The sequence below is a fragment of the Pseudoalteromonas maricaloris genome (assembly GCF_024746855.1).
Classification (GTDB): domain Bacteria; phylum Pseudomonadota; class Gammaproteobacteria; order Enterobacterales; family Alteromonadaceae; genus Pseudoalteromonas; species Pseudoalteromonas maricaloris.
This window is the reverse complement of sequence record NZ_CP024625.1, coordinates 1942589-1965022: the sequence shown is the minus strand read 5'-3', so window position 1 is coordinate 1965022 and position 22434 is coordinate 1942589. Positions and strand designations below refer to the sequence as shown.

The window sequence follows — 22434 nt, the reverse complement described above, 5'->3', positions numbered from 1 at the left end:
TTTAACAAAAATAGAGCGGAAGGCATGTTTTTACTACCATATTTTTTTGTATCATTGTTTTAGATCAAAAAACAAAATCTGTTAATCACTAAACCTGCTAGGTTCTCGTACCAAAGATTTTGTCACCGGCATCACCAAGCCCAGGGACTATATATCCTTTCTCATTTAAATGGCTATCTAATGCTGCTGTGTAAATTTCAACATCAGGGTGTGCTTCTTCCACCAACTTTACTCCCTCAGGCGCAGCTACCAGCACAATCGCTCTGATCTCTTTTGAACCTGCTTTTTTTAGCATGTCGATAGTAGCAATCAGTGAGCCACCCGTTGCCAGCATTGGATCAATAACCAAAGCGAGTCTAGCATCGATATTGCCCACCAACTTCTCAAAATAAGGCACTGGCTCAAGTGTTTCTTCGTTACGCTGTAAACCCACAACACTTACTTTAGCTGCTGGGATCAATTGCAGTATGCCATCTAGCATTCCCAAACCGGCTCTTAAAATTGGCACCAAGGTGATCTTTTTGCCTGTCAGCCTTTTAACTGTTAATTCGTTACCATCCCAAGCAGAGATGACCTGATCGCTCAACGTCAAATCTTTTGTTGCTTCGTAAGTGAGTAAGTTGCCAACTTCTGAGACAATTTCGCGAAAGTTTTTGGTTGATATACCCTGCTCTCGCAAGAGTCCAAGTTTATGCTGAACTAATGGATGATCAATTACATGTAATGCCATGGCTGCGTATCCTTATAAACTGCTAAAGAAATCTTCTGGTTTGTGTCTTATAGGCTTAGTACATTGCACCGTAGGCGTGCCTAAATAAAGATAGCCAACGATTTCATCTTTTTCATCGAGACCAAGTTGCTTTTTCACTTCTGGACTCTGGGCAAAGTAGCCCGTTCGCCACACACCAGACAACCCCTGTGCAAAAGCCGCTTGCTGCATAGCAAGTACACTACAGCCTGCACTTTGAATCTGCTCAATACGAGGTACTTTTGGATGTTCTTGATAAGGAGATACTGCGATGATCAACATTGGCGCGCGCTCTGGTAGCTGTCTCGCTCTATCTATTATCCGTTGCTCTTGCTGCTCTTTTACCGCCGCTTGATAGTAGATTTCACCCAGCTTTTCGCGGCCTTTTTCTTCTACTGTAATAAATCTAAACGGTGTTAAGCCACCATGATCTGGCACTTTTAGTGCTGCTTTTTTAATGATTTCTAACTGAGCTGGATTAGGTCCAGGAAAAGACAGATTGCTATCTGACTGGCGTGTTAAGAGTAATTCTATGGCGTCCATTAACTCATCCCGTGTTGTGCCTTCAAAATGGCCGTGAATTATACCAATTTGACTTATTATGTGTCTCGAAATAGAGCACCTACCTAATCAAATTGGTATTACGTGGCTTGTAGTCTATCATTTTCCCTTAAATTCGACTACGCGACATCACGGATTTCTGGATAGCATCCTTGCAATATTTCGTTTTACTCTGGAAGTAAATGGCGTTGTTTTCTATCAATAAGTAGCCTCAACCAATAGTCAACACTGACATAACGTCCACCACCGGTAAAAAATAGTGAAAGTAGTAATACAAAGTAAGTTGCCGCAAATTCAATTCCATTGTTTAAAATAACAATATTGCCTCTTTCATAGAGATAATTTGGCCTGCCATTTTCTTCGACTATCTCTTTAATTGAATCCAAACGTTGCTTTGCTGCTACGCTATTTTCTAGGCTCACTTTAGCTTCTTCAAAGCCTAGCCAGTCTAATACTTTTGCGGCGCTGGTATCTGGATTTGTTGGCGTTACCGAAAACCAGCCATGATCCAAATGCACCGTCGTTGCAGCAACTACCATAGTCACCATGAGCGGAATAGACACTAAACGCGTAAGCAAGCCAAGCAAAATTAACCAACCGCCTAAAAACTCCGTCCAAGCAGCGAGAAAGGCAAGCAAGTCAGGTAAAGGTAGACCTAAGCCCCATTCACTATTGCCAAACCATGCGACAATATTGGGATCGGCGAGGAGGCGTTGTAAAAATGTCGCGTCTGGATTAGACAAATTTAATTTATTGTAACCTGCAATGATCATAACTGGCGCGAGAATAAGGCGCATGAGTAATGGCGCGATACCAGAAAAATGTTGAGATAAATGTTGTAGTTGCCGATACGGCTTTAGTAGGTTGGCAAGCATATGCGGTCCATAGTTGATGTTTGAATTATCAGTATAGACCGCAGATTGGGTTGGATTATTTCGTTAGGGCCTGTTAATCTTTCAAGTTTGTTTTTGCAGCAGTTTGATTGATATTCATACAAGGCAGAGCCTGCGTAGCATAGTTGTTCTATGTGAGTCAGGCGATAAAGACTTTGTGCTCCTGCAAAGTCACCTTACCCCACATCCTTGTGGGGCAACACAGAAGAGATGCCAATCAAGCGCTGCCCTTTGGGTTCACCTGAGTGCGCTTTGTTCATTGTTGCTCAACTCTTGCTTAGATTACTAGGCGGCAAGTCGAGCGTCGCGACCAAAACACACTCAGGAGAACAAAAATCAAACAGCAAAGATCAACAGACCCTAGATCTTTCTTGCTACCTGAAGGGCTTCTGCAATCGCTCGCTTAGCATCAATCGCTGCCGCCAGTTTGGCGCCACCAATAACGTGCTGATTTTCTGGTAGTGCCTCTTTATCGAACAAGCTATCGTTAGAAACTTGTCCAATACAAGCAATGACCGTATCGACATCCAACAATTGCTCTTCACCTGCAACTCTTACAGTCAAACCTTGATTATCAAAGCTGATATATTCGCATTCTGCAATTTGTTGAACATTGTGGTGTTTTGCAACGGCTCTGTGGATCCAGCCTGTGGTCTTACCTAAGTCTTTACCAAAACGTCCTTCAGAGCGTTTTAACATATAAATTGGTCTTTGCTCTTGTGATGGTTGCGCTTCGCATTCTATTCCCCACTGAGATTTAAAATCAGGGATCGTTTGTTCTCGCTGTTCAGTTAAAAACGCTACCATGTCAAAGCCAATACCACCTGCGCCTAAAATAGCAATTTTATTACCTAATTCTACTTCACCCTTAATAACTTCGTCATAGGCAAACACACGTTTCCCATCTGCGCATTCAATTTTCGACATCCGTGGACTTACACCCGTTGCAAATACCACATCATCAAACGCGCTTGCCATTGTTTCTTCGTATGGTGTATTTAGGCAAAGCTCAACACCTAAGCGATTTATTTCGCTGACATAGTATTTAAGCGTATGTTGGAAGTCTTCTTTACCTGGTATTCGCATCGCTAAATTAAACTGACCACCAAGCTCGCTACCTTTATCAATTAACTTAACTTGGTGGCCTTTTTTAGCGAGATAATAACTTACAGACAATCCAGCTGGTCCTGCCCCAACAACGAGTACTTGTTTTTTCCTTTGGGCACTCTGAAGTGGATAATCCAATTCAAATCCGGCTTGTGGATTCACCAAACATGTTGCTCGTTTACCTTTAAATACATGGTCTAAACAACCCTGATTACAGCCGATGCAAATATTGATTTGTTCCGAGCGCTGCTCTTGATATTTATTAAAGAATTCAGGATCAGCCAGTAACGGACGCGCCATAGAAATAAGGTCGGCATCTCCTTTAGCTAAAATGTCATTAGCAAGATCTGGGGTGTTAATCCTATTTACTGCTACAACAGGTATATCAACGGCTTGTTTTAATCTATGTGACGCTTCACGATAGGCACCTGGAGGCACCATCGACGCAATTGTTGGAACACGCGCTTCGTGCCAACCAATACCAGTGTTGAGAATATCCACACCTGCCGCGACCAAAGCTTTGGCTTGAAGCACAACTTCTTCTGGTGTTGAGCCATTTGGGATTAAGTCCATGACCGACAAACGAAAAACGATTATGAACTTATCGCTCACTTTTGCTCTAACCGCTTTTACAATATCTGTTGCCAATCGCATTCTGTTTTCTAAGCTACCACCATACTCATCAGTGCGCTTATTAGTATGACCCGCCATAAACTCATTGATTAAATAACCCTCTGAGCCCATGATCTCCACACCATCGTAGCCTGCTTTTTCGGCCAATTTAGCTGAGTGAGCAAAGTCTTTAATCGTACCTTTGATGGCGCTTACGCTCATTGCTTTTGGTTTATATGGATTAATCGGTGCTTTAATCGCACTAGGTGCAGTGTTGAATGGATGATAAGCGTAGCGCCCTGCATGTAGTAACTGTAGACAAATTTTGCCACCATGCTTATGTACTACATCAGTGTATGCTTTGTGTTTAATTACATCGTATAACGAGTTAAAAGAAGAAGAAATGGGTGTCAACTTACCGCGTAGATTTGGACTGTAGCCACCGGTTACGATCAGACCCACTCCACCTTTTGCTCGTTCCTCATAAAACGCAGCCAGTCGCTTTCGGTTGTGCCACCCTTCTTCAAGCCCGGTATGCATTGATCCCATTACCAAGCGATTTCGCAAACTGGTATGTTTAAGTTGTAGTTCTTGTTCTAACATTTGCCGCCCCACAAAACTGGTCTTACCTGTGAACATTAACGTTTTTTTATTATTTGGCAAGTCTTAAGGAGAAAGAAATTAACGAATTTGGCAGCATTGGCGATATTTCAATCATGAAAATACTTCGTTACGTTTTTCTATTATTCATGAAACTCGCTCTGATATATGATAAATGTATAGAGTTGTATTGAAGTTAAGCATAAGGGATCATTTTGAAACTGATAGCGAATATTTTTAAAGGCATTTGGGCCACACTGAACTTTTCCAGGCGATTAATTTTAAATCTGCTGTTTTTATTCATTCTTATCGCCATCGTGATAAGCATTGTATCGGGTGAGGATCAGGTTAAGGTCGAAAATAAAAGCGTACTACGTTTAAACCTGAACGGTATCATAGTTGAGCAATTGACCTATGTTGACCCTGTTGAGGCGGCAATGAGTGATGCTTTTGGTGACTCAGAAGAGCCAAGCGAAATTTTATTAGATGATGTCATCGATGTTATCAATAAAGCAGCTCAAGATGAACGCATTACAGTGATGTATCTTGATTTACAACGTCTTCATAGCGCCCATCTCGATAAATTACGAGATATCAAAGACGCGCTCGCGCAATTCAAAGCGGCGGGCAAAAAAATATATGCCCACGGCGCCTATTACACTCAAGCTCAATATTATCTTGCCTCGGTAGCCGATGAAATTTCTTTACACCCATACGGTGGAGTTAATATCACCGGATTTGGCATGTATCCGCTGTATTTCAAAGAAGCCCTTGATAAGCTTAAAGTTACGCAACATATTTTCCGCGTTGGTACATACAAGTCGGCCGTTGAGCCTTATATTCGCAGCGATATGTCACCTGAAGCAAAAGAGTCAAATCTTGGATGGATCACCCCGCTTTGGACACAATATAAAACAGAAGTAGCCGAGAACCGCGGTTTCGATGTGGCTAATTTTGATGAAACCTTCGCTGCATTAACAGACAAAATGGAAGCGGCACAAGGCGATTCCGCCAAATACGCTATCGACAACCAATGGGTCGATGCGTTAACGACCAATCAAGCTTTTGCACAGAAACTGATCGATGAAGTTGGTCTTGATGCAAAAGGAAAATCTTTTAAACAGGTCTCGTTCAATCAATATCTAACGACGTTGCCGCCGAAAGAGTTTGCAGAAAATCCATTTACCGAAAAAGTCGCAGTGGTTGTTGCTAAAGGTCAAATCTCTGATGGCAAGCGTAAAGCGGGAGCTATTGGTGGCGATTCAACAGCTGCACTACTTAAAAAGGCTCGCCTTAACGACAAAGTGAAAGCCGTTGTACTAAGAATTGACTCTGGCGGTGGTAGCATGTTTGCTTCTGAAACCATTCGTAATGAAGTTCTTGCACTAAAAGCCGCTGGAAAACCTGTGATAGCATCAATGGGTTCAGTTGCAGCTTCTGGTGGTTATTGGATTGCGGCATCAGCTAATGAAATTTGGGCATCGCCAAGCACGATCACGGGTTCTATTGGTGTATTTGGCATGATCATGACCTTTGAAAATGCAGCAAACTCATTAGGAATTTATTCTGATGGTGTTGCGACAACCGAATTAAAAGGCCAATCTCCATTCAGAGGGATAGATGGTGGCTATAAAAACCTTATCCAGATGGGGGTTGAAGATGCCTATGATAAGTTTATCTCTATGGTTGCAACCGAGCGAAACCTTGATAAGTCAGCGGTTAACGATGTTGCGCAAGGACGTGTATGGCTGGCAACTCAGGCGCTTGATTTTGGCCTAGTTGATAAGTTAGGTAACAAGAACGATGCCATTGAAGCGGCAGCGAGTCTTGCTAATTTAGAGATGTATGATGTTATCACTATTGAACAAACACTCACCGAGCAAGAAAAGCTGATGCAGCAATTATTCGGTGCATCTATGGTGCAAAGCGCCATTAGTGCCCTTGTACCTGAGCAATCGATATTCGCAAAAACTGCATTAAATGCCCTAGACAGCGTTAGCAATACAATAGCACTACAAACTCAGATGTTAGGCCAGCTTAACGATCCTAACCATGTCTATACGCTTTGCTTAGTGTGCAACGTTTCACCTGAGTAAAATCGATTAAGCACTGCAATTGTGGTGCTGTAATTGTTATACTGAGCCCAGATTTTATTCTGGGCTTTTTTATGAAAAGAAAAAAAATATATATCGCCTATACCGGTGGTACCATTGGTATGAAGCAATCCAGTCGTGGTTACGTTCCGGTTGCAGGATACCTAACAGATACGGTAAAAAATAACGCTGAGTTTACTCGCGATGAAATGCCGCTTTTTGATATTCATGAATATTGCCCGTTAATTGATTCGTCAGATATGTCACCGCATCACTGGCAGCTTATCGCGGATGACATTCAATCAAAATATCATGACTACGACGGCTTTGTGGTGCTCCATGGCACAGATACAATGGCCTATACTGCCTCTGCACTATCCTTCATGTTTGAGAACTTAACTAAACCTGTGATAGTGACCGGCTCTCAAATTCCGTTGTCACAACTGCGCTCTGATGGTCAAGTAAATCTGTTAAACGCGATGTATTTGGCTGCTAACTACCCTATCGCCGAAGTGAGTTTGTTCTTCAACAATAAACTTTACCGCGGTAATAGAGCAATCAAAGCTCATGCTGATGGCTTCGATGCATTCGCTTCTCCAAACCTTTCGCCGCTGGCACAAGCAGGGATCAATATTCAGCTGATCGAAGGGAAGCTAAGCCCTTACGTTGAGCAAAGCTTGCAAGTCACCAAGATTTCACCTCAACCTATCGCGGTAATGCATTTGTATCCAGGGATCTCAACTGAAATCCTTAAAAACCTAATGCGTGGCGAGATGAAAGCGCTGATCTTATTAAGCTTCGGTGTTGGTAACGCGCCACAAGACGAGCATTTTTTAACTGAGCTTAAAGCAATCAGCGACCGCGGAGTGGTGATTATCAACCTCACCCAATGTATTCAAGGAAAAGTGAATATGGGCGGCTACGCGACAGGAAATGCGTTATTAAATTGTGGTGTGATCAGCGGCTACGATATGACACTAGAAGCGTGCTTAACAAAGCTACACTATTTATTTAGCCAACAGCTTGAGCTTGAAACGATCCGCCATTTGATGCAAGACAACCTGCGCGGTGAGCTAACTCGATAGCAGTAAAGCGAAAAAGTAACACAACAAAAAAGCCGTGGTATCGTTACCACGGCTTTAAAATCAGCTCGAACTGCTCCGAACGTCGATTATTATCTAACTTTTGCTTCGATATCGACCAGATCAGTAAGGTGACAAGTTTCACCACTGTGTGTCTTTATGCCGTGCTCACCAAAGTAATCACGCTGTGCTTGCACCAAGTGCCCGTTGCTTGGCGTGCTCAGTGTTGCAATATAAGTTTGCGTCGCAGCAAGCACTGGGAAAGACAAACCAGTCGTCACCGCTTTACCTGTAATGCTACGTAGTGCAAGTGCAGGCTTCTCGAGTGAATCGATAAATTCAACACCTTCGGCGATATCGTCTAAGTAATCAGCTCGGATAATACAACCCGCACGCCAGGTTTGTAGCGTTTTATTGAGATCCACTTTCCATTGGTGTGCACGAGACGCGCCCTTAATCAGTGCAAGACCTTGGCGGTAACATAGTAAACTGGCAAAATAGAATGCGTCTTTTAACTCGTCTAAATCAACGTCAATTGTTTGCGTTGATTTATTCGCATACGTCATTTCTTTTGCAGCTGGAGTATCAATAGTATTGGTGAGATGGCGAGCTTGTACCGCAGCCACAAGCGAAGGTACGGCAATACCAAGCTCCAGTGCGTTTTGCGCCGTCCAAAGACCAGTGCCTTTAGCTCCTACCTTATTGTCGATAAGGTCGACTAAAGACTCGCCCTGCTCTGTTTCTAGACTTAATATATGGCTAGAAATTGCAAGTAGATAACTATTTAATTTACCTTCAGACCAAGATTCAAAAATCTCAGCAACTTCTTTAGGAGAGCGACCGGTACCCAGACGAAGCAATTGATAAAGCTCCGCAATGAGCTGCATCAACGCATACTCAATACCGTTGTGCACCATTTTAACAAAGTGACCGCTGGCCGATTGCCCAACACGCGCGAAACATGATTCATTGTTGTAGCTCGCGGCAACCTTTTCGAACCAAGGCTCGATACGCTCCCAGCCACCTTCTGAACCACTTGCCATCATTGCAGGACCATGACGTGCACCTTCGGCACCTCCAGAAATCCCCATAGTGGCAAACTCAAATTTATTCTGATATTTCAATTTACGTGCGATACCATCTTTGTAATTACTGTTACCACAGTCAACGATAATATCGTCTTTTTCAACTCCAGCTTCAACCAAATCGCTACAAACTTTATCTACTAGTTCACCTGCTGGAACGAGTAATAAAATCGAGCGAGGAGTCTCTAATCTTCTGATCATATCACCGAGATCAGACACTATGTGTAAGCGCTCCGCCATACCTAACGACTGTGCGCAACTCAATAATTCCGCACCTACTTCGGGGTTCTTGTCGTAAGCGACTAAGGTCATCCCCTTCTCAATTAGATTTAGCGCGAGGTTTTTACCCATCACACCCAAACCAACTAATGCAACCTGCATTTAGTTTCCTCCTCGGTAACATCAAAACTTTATGCGTTCGTGTATGTGCATTATACCTGAGCGACCATGATTGACCAGCAAGACACACAATTCACTGATATCATATCGGTCCCCAAAATATGACAGCTAACACAATTCACTGTATAGCAATATAGTGACAGCAGCACGAATTCACCAATTTTGTGATAAATCTCAAATAGTCCCCTAAGCTGTAAGGTAAAATATTCGAGATTGACGGCCACTGACACCGGTGTCATAATGATGACATATAGATCATATAACTTAATTCGAGTGTTAAAAAGGGTTTTGCATAATTCTTTATGCTCTAATTAGTTAAATCGTGATTTTACAATGTGGCATGTGTAAAAAAACAGCAATTTTGATTTACTTTTAACACATTCATAAGTTTTTGCTTACCTTGATAAGCTAACAGGAGAATCTGATGCTTAGACGCACAAAAATCGTCGCAACACTGGGGCCAGCGACGGATAGAGATAACAACTTAGAAAAAATCATTCGTGCCGGCACCAACGTAGTCAGACTAAACTTTTCACACGGTGTCGCTCAAGATCACAAAAATAGAGCCGAAGCCGTTCGCGAAATTGCTAAACGCTTAGGCGTAAATGTAGCGATCCTTGCAGATTTACAAGGTCCTAAAATCCGCGTTTCAACGTTTAAAGAAGGCAAAGTGTTCTTAGAAGTGGATGCAAAATTCACTCTAGATGCAAAAATGGAGCCTGGCCAAGGCCACGTTGAAGCCGTGGGTATCGACTATAAAGAATTACCGAATGACGTAAAACAAGGTGATTTGCTGTTATTAAACGATGGCCTTATTCAACTTGTTGTTGAAGAAGTACAAGGTCACTTGGTTCATACCAGTGTTAAAGTTGGCGGCGTATTGTCGAACAATAAAGGGATCAACCGTTTAGGCGGCGGCTTAACCGCACCTGCATTTACTGACAAAGATAAAGAAGACTTGATCACAGCAACAGAAATTGGTGTGGACTATATTGCGGTTTCGTTCCCTCGCAGTGGTGACGACATGCGTTACGTTCGAGGACTGGCGGAGAAAGCAGGTTCTAATGCACAATTACTTGCAAAAATCGAACGTGCAGAAGCGGTTGAAACCGTAGAAGCGATTGACGACATCGTACTGGCTTCTGATGCGGTGATGGTTGCCCGTGGTGATCTAGGTGTAGAAATTGGCGATGCAGCGCTCGTTGGTAAACAGAAGCAAATTATCAGCCGTGCTCGCTCACTAAACCGTACGGTGATCACTGCCACTCAAATGATGGAGTCAATGATTGACAACCCAATGCCAACTCGTGCTGAAGTTATGGATGTCGCAAACGCAGTGCTTGATGGCACTGATGCGGTAATGCTTTCAGCGGAAACCGCAGCTGGCGATTACCCAGAACAAACGGTCGCGGCAATGGCACGTGTGTGTTTAGGTGCTGAATCTCAACCGCAGATCCATATCTCTAAACATCGTTTAGACAGCCGTTTTGCTGATACCTGTGAAACTATCGCGCTGTCGGCAATGTACGCTGCAAACCATTTAGATTCAGTAAAAGCGATTGTCGCACTAACTGAATCAGGGAATACTGCAAAATTGATGTCTCGTATCAGTTCAGGATTACCTATTTACGCACTGTCTCGCCATCAATCAACGCTTGGGCAGGCATCACTCTATCGTGGTGTTTATCCGGTAAGATTTGACTCAACGCAATGCTCAGATGATTCAACTGTTCGCGAAGCGCTTGATACGCTAGTTGCAGCAGGCTCATTGGAAAAAGGCGACACAGTGATCATCACACACGGTGATAAGATGGAAACTATCGGCGCCAGTAACACGCTGAAAATCGTCACAGTGTAATAGCGTTGAACTAGGTAGCCTTGCTGCCTAGTTCATCTTTCCTTAGAATACTCTGAAGTGTACAAGCACATAAAACACACTACGTCATCGTAGGCTAAACACGGTGCAAATCACTTTAGCTCGCTATCGTATCAGCTTGCGAGTGCGGCCTTTACTTTATCACGGTAACTACGGCTGACTTTAAGCTCTTGACCATTCTCAAGTACCAATAAATATTCGCCACTGCTTTGCGTGACCAGTTTACTGATCTGCTTAGTGTTAACAATTGCAGAGCGATGTACGCGCACAAATAATGTTGGATCTAACTCTTGTTCTAGATCTTTCATTGTTTTACGTAAAATATGAGTCTGACCATCGCTACAGTGTAAGCACATGTAGTCACCGGCTGCATCAATCCACTGAATTGACGATGTAGATACTCGAATGATTTCACCCTGCTCTTTTACCGCGAGCGACTCAGGGAATTTTTTATCTTCAATTGTATCTCCTGTTGCAAGTTTTTTAAGGATTTCTTCACAGTTATTACCAGTGATCCCTGCAACAAAGCTGGCTAGCTTTTTCTTATGCGCATTGTCTTGTTGTGTTTTTAAATAGCTTTGCACTTTCTCCACCGCCTGTTTTAATCTGTTGTCATCAACGGGTTTTAAGATGTAATCCAGCGCATGGATCTCAAATGCCTTTACAGCATATTGATCAAACGCAGTTACAAATACGATAGCAGGCAATGGTTTAACACTTTCACTCAACGCTCTCGCCACTTCAAAACCGTTCATGTTCGGCATTTGAATATCGAGAAAGACCAGATCTATGTCCTCAGATTTGCATAGATCGATTGCTTGTTGACCACTGCCACACAATTCTACAACTTCGATTTCAGAAAAATCTCTTAACCTTACCGCTAACCCTTTTCTCGCTAGCGGCTCGTCATCTACGATTAGTGTTCTAATTTTGCTCATTACTTCTTCGCCCTTTCATATGGAACGCGAATGTTTACCTTCAAACCAGTTGGCTCATTATCCGAGAGCACAAATGAATAATTATTTTCGTACAAGGTTTTTAAACGGTCTTTGGTATTCGCTAAACCCACTCCCTGTGCACTTTTCAGTTGCCCATCTTCCAGTTCCGCGCCAGGACCATTGTCTCCTACTTCCAAGAGTAGTTCATTGGCAAACACCTGCGCTTTTATTTCAATTTTGCCGCCATGCTCCATATGGGCAATTGCGTATTTAATGCTATTTTCAATGAGTGGTTGTAGGATCAAGCTTGGTACTAGTGCCTGTTCGGCTTCTTCTGTCACATCAAGCTCAATAGATAAGCGCTCATCAAAGCGCACCTTCTCAATTTCTAAGTACAGCTTTAACGCATGTAGTTCTTGCTCAAGCGGTACCTTTTTTATTGGATCTGTGTTCAATGTATGGCGCAAGAAATCACTGAGCCTTGAGACCATTTGGTTCGCATCTTTGTTTTCTTCAACCAATATAAGCGTTGAAATTGCATTAAGCGTATTGAATAGAAAATGCGGATTCAATTGATATCTCAGCATTTTCAATTGCGCTTCATGAGCCATCGTATTGGCTTTCAAAGCTTTTTGGCGCTCACTCTGTAGCAACTGGTAATACTTAATACCAAAGTACAGCCCACTCCAACAGAGTATGATATAGACAGAGTCTAGTCCCTGCTGTAAGTAATAAAACCACTCATCCGGCCGATATCCGTGGCGATATATTTCCCAATGATTAAACTTCTGAACGACCGCCCATAGTGTTCCAGTCACATATGACGCCGTAAACACAACGAATATCAGCACCAACGGTGTTGCATTCCAAATTTTACGATAGAGGTATCGTAGCGGTACGGTCATCAAGCAACCTGCATAGGCATTTAATGCGATGACAAACACATAAATATCGCGCATTTCAAAGACTTTTGAGCCAATATAGTTAACTAGCGCGTAGCCCAGCCAACCGGCTATTTGTAATACCCAGAAAAATCTCTGCCTGTTATCAACCAGTGATTGCCACTTCAAAATGATTATACCTCTTCTATCTTAACTGGATTATATCTCAGCATGTCGTCTCTATTCACTGCTGGTGGTCTCAGTTTTTACACACCTTGCCGCAAATAAAAAAGGCACCTTAGTGCCTTTTTTTGAAATAAATTAACCAGTTAATTTATATTCATCTATTCAAACTGTCGCTCTTAAGCAAGCTTGTCAGATGCCACTTTATAAGTAGGATCTGCTTGGCCGTCTAGCTCAACGAGATCTTTAGCTTTACTTAGCAATACTTTACAGTCTTGGCTTAAGTGGCGAAGATGCAGCGTTTTACCAGCCTTTTTATAACGTTCAGCTAACGCATCTATCGCTTCAATTGCACTGTGGTCAGCAACACGGCTATGTTTAAATTCAACAATGATATCATCAGGGTCATTGTTAACATCAAACAGCTCAGCAAAGTTTTTCACCGACCCAAAAAACAGAGGTCCGTGTAATTCATATACTTTCGAGCCTTGCTCATCAATATAATTATTGGTGTAAATATGTTTCGCATGCTCCCACGCGAATACGAGAGCCGAAACAATGACACCAACGCAAACTGCAATGGCCAAATCTGTAATCACTGTAACCCCCGACACCAAGACGATTACAAATGCATCTGATTTAGGGATCTTTCTTATTAATCTAAAACTTGACCATTCAAAAGTCCCTAATACCACCATAAACATTACACCAACTAGCGCCGCAAGCGGGATCATCTCGATAAGGCTTGCCGCAAACAGAATAAATACAAGTAGTAATAATGCCGCTGTGATACCTGACAAACGGCTACGTCCACCAGAATTAATATTGATCATTGATTGCCCAATCATCGCACAGCCACCCATCGCACCAAACACACCACAAGTAACGTTAGCCGCACCTTGACCGATACATTCGCGGTTGCTGTGACCACGTGTTTCGGTGATTTCGTCGATTAACGTGAGCGTTAGTAGAGATTCAATCAAACCAATCGCTGCTAGGATAAGTGCGTATGGGAAGATGATTTTAAATGTTTCAAATGTCCATGGTACTTCAGGGATATGGAAAGCAGGAAAACCGCCAGCTATCGTTGCATCTACGTTACCTGACATATCTTTCAGATAATCAAGCACATTACGAGCATCTAAATCTAAACCAATAACAATACCGGTTACCACTAAAATCGCAGCTAGACTCGAAGGCACCGCGGTTGTTAGCTTTGGTAAAAAGTGAATAATGGCCATAGTCAATGCAACCAAGCCAGCCATAATATATAGCGCCTCACCTTGCATCCACGTAAGATCACCCTGTTCGTCAAGTACTTTGAATTGTCCAAGCTGGGCGAGGAAGATAACGATAGCTAAGCCATTTACAAAGCCTAGCATTACAGGATGCGGTACCATACGTATAAACTTGCCGAGCTTAAATATACCCGCGAGTATTTGTAAGAGGCCCATGAGTAATACGGTTGCAAAGAGATATTCTACGCCATGCTCAACAACAAGGCTCACCATTACCACGGCAAGAGCCCCTGTTGCCCCCGAGATCATACCCGGCCTACCACCAAAGATTGAAGTCACAAGACCGACAATAAATGCTGCATATAAACCGACTAATGGGTCTACTTGTGCAACAAAAGCGAAAGCCACAGCCTCAGGCACAAGTGCCAAAGCGACCGTAAGCCCAGACAGTACATCGTTTTTAGCAGAGCTAGGCGCTTTGCTGATAAGATTAAACATCAATATCCTCTGGTGTGAATTGACTATGAACACAAAGGCGGCGGATTTTAGCAAAAAGCAGCGCCTTTAACAAATAAGATACAAGCTTGTATCGCAAACTCGTTTGTAATACATAGCTCAATAAAGCGGCCTACATTGTAGTATAGAACAATGGTGAAAAGATGACGGGAAGCCCTACCCAACGAAGCAGGGCAACAAATTGTATTAAAGTGGTAAGGAAGTGCTGCGCTTAACGCAAGTCATTGTAACGTTTGAATGTACTTCTTGGACGAATTCTAAATTAAGTAAGTTATCACGAACAAATTGCTCATAGCCTTCAATGCCTTTCGAAATGATACGCAGCATAAAGTCCATGGTGCCTGCCATAGAATAGCACTCTGTCACTTCGTCATAACTTAAGATCAATTTTTCAAACTCGGCAAGGTTATTGCGGCCATGGTTTGAAAGCCTAACATGCGCATAAACTAACATATCAAATCCGAGTTTCTTCTCATCCAGCAATGCAACTTTGCCTTTGATGTAACCGTCTTGCTCTAATTTAGCGATGCGACGCCAACAAGGTGACTGAGATAGTCCCACTTTATCAGCGATTTCAGCGGTAGAAAGACTTGCGTCTTGCTGTAACAATGCCAGTATCTGGCGATCTACTTGGTTCAATGACATATCTATTCTAGTTTAGTTAGCACATCAGTCTATTAACCGATGCTGATTGTTATTCCCTGAAGCATAGCAAATTAAAAAATGCATACCACTACTATGCCACTTCCACTATATTTAACCAAATCGGCCACTCATAAAAGGATTTGTCGCCTTTTCGAAGCCAATTGAGGTATTTTCACCATGACCCGAATGCACCACGACCTCATCAGGCAAAGTAAACAGCTTATCTTGTATAGACTGTTTTAGCTGGGCTGCATCGCCTTTTGGAAAGTCAGTACGACCAACAGACCCTTTAAACAACACATCTCCTACTAAAACCTGTTTTGAGTTTGGTTCATAAAATACCACGTGCCCTGGAGTATGCCCTGGACAATGTCTGACTTCGAGAGCTAAGTTTCCCACCTTAACCTTATCACCATCATTTAACCACTTTGATGGTAAAAAAGCAGCATGATTAGGAAAACCAAACATTTGTGATTGCATTGGCAAGGCTTCCAACCAAAATTGGTCGCCCTGATGAGGCCCAATAATCTCGATATTAAAATGTTCACTTAATTCTGTACTTGCCCCCACATGATCAAGGTGCGCATGGGTAAGCAAGATCATGCTTGGCACTAACCCCTGAGTGTCCAACTGCGCGATAATTTTTTCCGCTTCACCACCTGGATCTACAATTGCAGTGGCTTGTGTTTCTGGACACACGATAACACGACAATTTTGCATAAACGGGGTAACTGGAATTGTGAACACTTGCATGGTTAGTTTGCTCCAAACGACATCAAAACAGGATATTTAAGATACGCATTATCATAAAACGGAGTTCTTGCATAAAGCCACTCCATCCTCGCTTTTGGATCGTTTGCAAACTGCTTGTCTTCACGTATTTTTTTATCGAAGGCTAGCGCCATTGCTGGATTTTGTTTTAGCATTTTTCGCGCAAAAGGTTCAAGTGCATAATTTTCAACATATTCTGTACGTTGGAAAATAGTATTGAACTCCCCCCAAGCAAAAAATGAGTCTGGCGCCTCTGGATGTAGCAAGTGAGTCACCAGCTCTCCAGATTTTTGTGCCGTTGCTACTTTATACCACCCACTGAGATCGACCTTGTCTGAGAGCTCCTTAATGTCAAAAGTCGCATTTACTCTAAAGCGCCCTTCAAAAGGAGCTGTATCGAACTTGTAGTCTTTTACTGTAGCTTGGCTTACTTTTTCCACTACCGTTCCATCCGGCAGTGTAGAAACGGTAATTCCGTGCAGTTTTAATTTTTCGACCACTTCCGGATATGCCGGGGGAATGTAAAACTGCTCAGGTACATTCACCGTTGTTTTTACTTCCTTCTGCCAATAAATTGGCAGCTTTTCATAGTCTTGCGGCTCGCCTAAATACTTAGCTTCCAAATGACCAGACAATGCACTTTCAAACTGCTTGTATTTGATACCTTTAAATTGAATGTAATCCGGCTCTTTTGCATAGCTGCGTTCGACAACCAATTGTTTCGGTGTGAATTCAGCCTCTTTTTGAACCGCTTCTCGTAATGCCTGAATATTGCTTGAAAGGCCACTGATAACGCCATCCATAAACACATAAGTGCCTAACACGCGCTGCTTATAGGGCTTCAATGAGTGATTCTCTACCAGTATGGTCGGCAGTCCTTTTAAATCTCCCCAACCATTTGAAAATCGTGGTGTTGCCACCCAACCAGCCAACCCTTTTTTAAAGTCTCGCTTATCCATCACAAATACAAGTGGACCTGGAATATGCCCTTGAGCGGCAAGCGCTGCATTAATTTGTGGCGAAATCTGATTCTCTAACACCTCAGCTATTGCAGGTGACTCACTTGCAAAAGTTGGGTTAAAACCATAAGTGACATCGTATTGGTAGTCTGCGCCATCCGTTACATGAACATCGATGTACAGATCCGGATTATATTCGTTAATCACCTGCATGACCGCCTTAACTCCTGGCGTATCCAATTTAGTGTAATCACGATTCAGATTTAAGTTATTGGCATTGGTTCTAAAGCCCATAACAGTCGGGCCGCGTTGATTTATACGGTTAAACTCGCTGCGCCTTTCATGCCCATCGACGTTGAGAATAGGGATAAAGAGTAAATTCACTTTCGTCAAGATATCACGGCGCTTACCGGTTGCAACATCGCGAAGCAACATAAACATCGCATCTTTGCCGTCAATTTCTCCGGCATGAATACCAGCTTGTACTAAAATGGTTGGCTTACCATTATTAATAACATTTGACTTGTCACCGCCCTGCTCCGTTGCAACAATCATCTTAATCGCACGATTACTATTGCTAAACCCAATCGTCTCTAGCTTAAACTGGGTCGGATTGGCAGCCACTAGGCGGTCAACGAATGCCATCGTGTCAGCATAATCAGGAGAGTCTATCGCACCGCTTAGTTCAAAATCAGTCGTTAATGGGCCCTGTTGTTGTAATAGTTGTTCACTTTTGCCCTGCCACTCTATCAAAGGTGGTAAATGACCGTTCATACCTAGCATTGCAGTAAGCATAATAATGCTGGAACTCATCATATTTCTCTATTCCTCTGCTTTTATCTGCCAATTATATCAATATTTTAGATATCGGCTTACAATGTGCGGTGATTCAACAAAAATTTGCAGTTAATCGCAGATAACCATAACTTTAGGGATCAAATGAGCGTACAAAAATCAATTTTAATCACAGGTTGTTCTAGCGGGATTGGTTATTACTGCGCTGTGCAATTGTCAAAAGCAGGATATCAAGTTATTGCTTCGGTTAGAAATGCAAAAGACTTGAATAAATTTGAAGGCACAAACATTCAATGTATTTTGCTCGACTTAGCGTGCGAGCAAAGTATAAATGATGGCTTTAACCAAGCTTTGACAATCGCAGATGGTCAGTTAGACGCGTTATTCAATAACGGTGCCTACGGCCAACCTGGTGCGGTAGAAGACTTGCCTACAGAGGTGTTACGGCAACAATTTGAAGTTAACTTTTTTGGCTGGCATACGCTCACCTGTCTCGCAGTTGAGCAAATGCGTAAGCAAGGCGCAGGCCGCATTATTCATAACTCATCCGTACTTGGATTAGTCGCTCTGCCATATCGTGGCGCTTATAACGCGAGCAAATTTGCACTTGAGGGACTTACCGACACCCTACGTATGGAGCTTTCAGGTAGCAATATTCAAGTTAGCCTAATAGAGCCAGGTCCAATCGTGTCTAAATTTAGAGAGAACGCGAAACACGCCTTTTTAGCGAATATCGATCACGAAAATAGTGTACATCACAATGCATATCAGGCGCAGCTTAACCGCTTAGGCTCAGAAGAAGCACCACAAAAATTTACCTTAGGACCAGAAGCTGTTTATAAAGCGTTGCAACACGCACTGAGTGCGAAGACTGCAAAGCCGAGATATTACGTTACGTTTCCAACCTATTTGATGGGATACTTAAAACGAATATTGAGCAGTAAGATGCTGGATAAAATCTTAATAAAAAACCGCTAACGCTTGCGTTGATAACGAGTATAAAACTAAAAAAGGAGCCTAAGGCTCCTTTTCAATACCAGGTTTAGTCCTAAGACTAATTCTAGTTCCGCTTATTAAGCAGCTAGACCATCTTTTGCTTTAGCAACTAGTGCTGCGAAAGCTACTTGGTCGTATACTGCGATATCAGCTAGGATCTTACGATCGATTTCAATCGATGACTTTTTAAGGCCATTGATGAAACGGCTGTAAGAAAGACCATTTTGACGTGCAGCTGCGTTGATACGAGCAATCCATAGTTGACGGAAAGTACGTTTCTTAGCACGACGGTCACGGTAAGCATATTGACCAGCTTTAGTTACCGCTTGGAAAGCTACGCGGTAAACGCGTGAACGCGCTCCATAGTAACCTTTAGCTTGCTTTAATACTTTTTTGTGACGTGCACGTGCAACTACGCCGCGTTTAACTCTTGCCATTTCTGATATCCTCTATTAAGCGAATGGTAACATACGATCGATTAGGCCTAGGTCATTCTTATGAACCATAGACTTAGCACGAAGGTGTAATTTACGCTTTGAAGATTTCTTAGTCAGAATGTGACGAAGATGCGACTGTTTACGCTTGTAACCGCCAGAAGCAGTCTTTTTGAAGCGCTTAGCAGCACCTCTGTGTGATTTTAGCTTATAAGCCATTTGCAATAACTCCGAATGATATTGCTTTAACACAATGTAAGTAGGCGGAGATAAACTCACTTGTAGGCCTAACTTACTACCTAAAACCGGTGAAGGATCAATACCTTACTTTAAAACCGGATAACGCAGGTGGCGTTAGCACTTGAGACCTGCGTTAAATTCGATGCGTATTATGCCGAGATTAAGACTTTTTAGCAATAGGCGCCATCATCATTATCATCTGACGACCTTCTACTTTTTTCGGGAAAGACTCAACTGATGCGATATCTTCCAATTCAGTCTTGATACGTTCTAGTAGATCAATACCAATCTCTTGGTGCGCCATTTCACGACCACGGAAGCGAATTGTGACTTTAGCTTTGTCGCCACCCTCAAGAAACTTGCGAAGGCTACGTAGCTTGACTTGGTAATCACCAACATCTGTACCAGGACGGAATTTAACTTCCTTAACCTGAATTTGCTTTTGCTTTTTCTTTTGTTCTTTTTGGATTTTTGCTTTTTCAAAAAGGAACTTACCGTAGTCCATCACTTTACAAACCGGTGGCTCAGCATTTGGACTGATCTCAACTAGATCTAGACCTGCTTCGTCCGCCATGTTTTGTGCGTCTCTTGTTGAGACAATGCCAGCTTGCTCGCCTTCAGCGTCAATTAAGCGAACCTCTTTCGCTGTAATCTCTTCGTTAATACGATTTTTCTGAGCGTTATTTTGCCCTTTTTTGCCGCCTCTAATGGTACGTTCCTCCAAAAAATTCAAAAGTAAATGCGTGCACCAGAAAAAGTAAAGTACACGCAAGTTTATATTTATAGTCGATTTTTAATCTCTTCGCTAACTTTAACGATGAAATCATCAATCGATAATTTACCTAAATCTTCACCAGTACGGGTTCTTACTGCAACTTCTTGTTGCTCGACTTCTTTGTCACCCACCACTAGTAAATAAGGTATACGTTTTAAAGTATGCTCGCGGATTTTAAAACCAATCTTCTCATTTCTCAAGTCGGCACAAGCTCTTATTCCAAGTTTATTCAACTTTTGTACAACTTCGTGGACATAATCCGCTTGTTTATCCGTGATATTCATGATCACAACTTGTTTCGGCGCAAGCCAAGTTGGGAACTGACCAGCATATTCTTCCGTTAGAATTCCAATAAAGCGCTCTAGTGAACCCAGAATTGCGCGGTGGATCATAACAGGTGTTTTACGCTCGTTACTTTCCGCAACATAAGTTGCACCTAAACGACCTGGTAGTGCGAAGTCTAATTGCACTGTACCACATTGCCACGCACGCTCTAAACAATCATACAGCGTGAATTCGATCTTAGGACCATAAAACGCCCCTTCACCCGGCAGATATTCAAACTCGATGTTGTTAACTTTTAACGCTTCAGCCAATGCAGCTTCCGCTTTGTCCCACATTTCGTCTTCACCAATGCGCTTTTCTGGACGAGTCGAAAGTTTTACAACAATCTTTTCAAAGCCAAATGTCGAGTAAGTGTCATATACCATTTTGATACAGGCAGATACTTCATCCATGATTTGCTCTTCTGTACAGAAGATATGCGCATCATCTTGAGTAAAGCCACGAACGCGCATCAAGCCATGTAGTGCGCCTGATGGTTCATTACGGTGACAACAGCCAAACTCAGCCATACGTAATGGTAAATCACGGTATGACTTTAGACCTTGGTTAAAGATCTGCACGTGACCTGGGCAGTTCATCGGCTTAATAGCATACTCACGTTTCTCTGACTCAGTCGTGAACATAGCATCTGAATACTTGTCCCAGTGGCCTGATTTTTCCCACAAGCCACGGTCCATCATCAACGGACCTTTTACTTCTTCGTACTGATATTCGCGTAGTTTTTCACGAACAAAATCTTCAAGCTCACGATAAATGCTCCAGCCATCATTATGCCAGAATACCATGCCTGGCGCTTCTTCTTGCCAATGCCACAGGTCGAGTGCTTTACCAATTTTACGGTGATCACGCTTTTCAGCTTCTTCTAAACGCTTAAGATACGCCTTTAGCTGCTTTTTGTCAGCCCAAGCTGTACCGTAGATACGCTGTAACATCTTGTTTTCTGAGTTGCCGCGCCAGTATGCGCCCGCCACTTTCATAATCTTGAAGTGGTGACAGAACTTCATATTTGGTACGTGCGGACCACGACACATATCAACATATTCTTCGTGGTGATATAAACCTGGGCGGTCATCTTTCGCGATATTCTCGTCTAGGATTTCCATCTTATAGGTTTCACCGCGTGCCGCAAATGCATCGCGCGCTTCTTGCCAGCTCACCTTTTTCTTTACTACGTCGTAGTCGGTTTTTGCCAACTCCAACATGCGTTTTTCAATCGCTTCAAGGTCTTCTTGAGTAAGCGAATGCTCTAAGTCAACATCGTAATAGAAACCGTTGTCGATGGTAGGACCAATCGCCATCTTAGCTTCTGGGAACAATTGTTTTACAGCGTGACCAATCAAGTGCGCACACGAGTGACGAATAATCTCAAGACCGTCGTCGTCTTTTGCGGTGATGATTTCAAGCGCTGAGTCATTTTCGATGAGGTCACAAGCATCAACACGAACGCCATTTACACGGCCAGCAATCGTTGCTTTCGCAAGGCCAGGACCGATGTCTTGAGCGACTTCTAGAGTAGTGACAGGGTTTTCAAAAATACGCTGACTGCCGTCAGGGAGAGTAATAACTGGCATGATAAATCCTATTTACAGTGGTGACACCTACAATGCATCACATGTATTTAATTAATTTTAAAGTGTGCCTATCAACGCTTTTACGAATAAG

At 42.7% G+C, this 22434-nt stretch carries 19 protein-coding genes; 4 read left to right on the top strand and 15 right to left on the bottom strand.

Features of this window, described 5'->3' with window-relative positions; genetic code table 11:
• Positions 1-97: 97 nt before the first annotated feature.
• From upp to CTT31_RS08465, 4 genes are all read right to left on the bottom strand, one after another.
• Positions 98-730 carry a uracil phosphoribosyltransferase gene (gene upp, locus CTT31_RS08480; protein ID WP_010604856.1) on the bottom strand — a complete coding sequence of 211 codons (633 nt, stop codon included), beginning with the start codon at positions 728-730 and terminating at the stop codon, positions 98-100.
• Positions 731-742: 12 nt separating this feature from the next.
• Entirely contained in the window at positions 743-1291 is a 549-nt protein-coding gene (locus CTT31_RS08475; protein WP_045990763.1) for an NAD(P)H nitroreductase, read from the bottom strand.
• A gap of 185 nt (positions 1292-1476) precedes the next feature.
• Positions 1477-2184, bottom strand: coding sequence for an HvfX family Cu-binding RiPP maturation protein (locus CTT31_RS08470; RefSeq protein ID WP_211859796.1), 708 nt, complete (start codon positions 2182-2184; stop codon positions 1477-1479).
• A 378-nt stretch (positions 2185-2562) separates the two neighbouring features.
• Positions 2563-4524 carry an FAD-dependent oxidoreductase gene (locus CTT31_RS08465; protein WP_260492349.1) on the bottom strand — a complete coding sequence of 654 codons (1962 nt, stop codon included), beginning with the start codon at positions 4522-4524 and terminating at the stop codon, positions 2563-2565.
• Positions 4525-4736: 212 nt separating this feature from the next.
• Between CTT31_RS08465 and sppA the strand changes: the two genes are divergently transcribed.
• Positions 4737-6617: a signal peptide peptidase SppA gene (gene sppA, locus CTT31_RS08460; protein WP_260492348.1), complete on the top strand. Its 1881-nt coding sequence runs from the start codon at positions 4737-4739 to the stop codon at positions 6615-6617.
• 71 nt (positions 6618-6688) lie between these two features.
• Entirely contained in the window at positions 6689-7699 is a 1011-nt protein-coding gene (ansA, locus tag CTT31_RS08455; RefSeq protein WP_010376991.1) for an asparaginase, read from the top strand.
• Between the two features lie 89 nt (positions 7700-7788).
• Here ansA and gndA read toward each other — a convergent pair whose 3' ends face one another.
• A complete protein-coding gene (gndA, locus tag CTT31_RS08450) occupies positions 7789-9162 on the bottom strand; it encodes an NADP-dependent phosphogluconate dehydrogenase (RefSeq protein ID WP_260492347.1) in 1374 nt (457 codons plus the stop codon).
• 442 nt (positions 9163-9604) lie between these two features.
• Between gndA and pyk the strand changes: the two genes are divergently transcribed.
• On the top strand, positions 9605-11038 hold the full coding sequence (gene pyk / locus CTT31_RS08445; protein ID WP_211859793.1) for a pyruvate kinase: 1434 nt from the start codon (positions 9605-9607) through the stop codon (positions 11036-11038).
• A 131-nt stretch (positions 11039-11169) separates the two neighbouring features.
• Here the strand turns inward: pyk and CTT31_RS08440 are convergent, their stop codons facing one another.
• The 6 genes from CTT31_RS08440 to CTT31_RS08415 all read right to left on the bottom strand — a co-directional run bounded on the left by CTT31_RS08440 (position 11170) and on the right by CTT31_RS08415 (position 18000).
• The gene (locus CTT31_RS08440) at positions 11170-11994 is read right to left on the bottom strand and encodes a LytR/AlgR family response regulator transcription factor (protein WP_010376983.1); all 825 of its coding nucleotides are present in this window, start codon (positions 11992-11994) and stop codon (positions 11170-11172) included.
• Positions 11994-13064: a sensor histidine kinase gene (locus CTT31_RS08435; protein ID WP_017217305.1), complete on the bottom strand. Its 1071-nt coding sequence runs from the start codon at positions 13062-13064 to the stop codon at positions 11994-11996. The genes CTT31_RS08440 and CTT31_RS08435 overlap by 1 nt, the downstream gene beginning before the upstream one ends.
• Before the next feature lie 173 nt (positions 13065-13237).
• Positions 13238-14794: a SulP family inorganic anion transporter gene (locus tag CTT31_RS08430; RefSeq protein WP_211859792.1), complete on the bottom strand. Its 1557-nt coding sequence runs from the start codon at positions 14792-14794 to the stop codon at positions 13238-13240.
• Positions 14795-14998: 204 nt separating this feature from the next.
• A complete protein-coding gene (locus CTT31_RS08425; RefSeq protein ID WP_010376979.1) occupies positions 14999-15457 on the bottom strand; it encodes an Lrp/AsnC family transcriptional regulator in 459 nt (152 codons plus the stop codon).
• 111 nt (positions 15458-15568) lie between these two features.
• Positions 15569-16210 (bottom strand): MBL fold metallo-hydrolase, encoded by a 642-nt coding sequence (locus tag CTT31_RS08420; RefSeq protein ID WP_069019112.1) that lies wholly within the window; start codon positions 16208-16210, stop codon positions 15569-15571.
• Between the two features lie 2 nt (positions 16211-16212).
• Positions 16213-18000, bottom strand: coding sequence for a M14 family metallopeptidase (locus CTT31_RS08415; RefSeq protein ID WP_026000935.1), 1788 nt, complete (start codon positions 17998-18000; stop codon positions 16213-16215).
• A 126-nt stretch (positions 18001-18126) separates the two neighbouring features.
• Here CTT31_RS08415 and CTT31_RS08410 point away from each other — a divergent pair, with 126 nt between their 5' ends.
• Positions 18127-18960, top strand: a complete 834-nt coding sequence (locus tag CTT31_RS08410) for an SDR family oxidoreductase (protein WP_260492346.1) — start codon at positions 18127-18129, stop codon at positions 18958-18960.
• 95 nt (positions 18961-19055) lie between these two features.
• Here CTT31_RS08410 and rplT read toward each other — a convergent pair whose 3' ends face one another.
• From rplT to thrS, 4 genes are all read right to left on the bottom strand, one after another.
• Entirely contained in the window at positions 19056-19415 is a 360-nt protein-coding gene (rplT, locus tag CTT31_RS08405) for a 50S ribosomal protein L20 (protein WP_010376973.1), read from the bottom strand.
• Positions 19416-19430: 15 nt separating this feature from the next.
• The gene (gene rpmI / locus CTT31_RS08400) at positions 19431-19631 is read right to left on the bottom strand and encodes a 50S ribosomal protein L35 (protein ID WP_010604868.1); all 201 of its coding nucleotides are present in this window, start codon (positions 19629-19631) and stop codon (positions 19431-19433) included.
• A 181-nt stretch (positions 19632-19812) separates the two neighbouring features.
• On the bottom strand, positions 19813-20376 hold the full coding sequence (gene infC / locus CTT31_RS08395; RefSeq protein WP_017217300.1) for a translation initiation factor IF-3: 564 nt from the start codon (positions 20374-20376) through the stop codon (positions 19813-19815).
• Positions 20377-20432: 56 nt separating this feature from the next.
• A complete protein-coding gene (gene thrS, locus CTT31_RS08390; protein ID WP_017217299.1) occupies positions 20433-22343 on the bottom strand; it encodes a threonine--tRNA ligase in 1911 nt (636 codons plus the stop codon).
• Positions 22344-22434 lie beyond the last annotated feature (91 nt).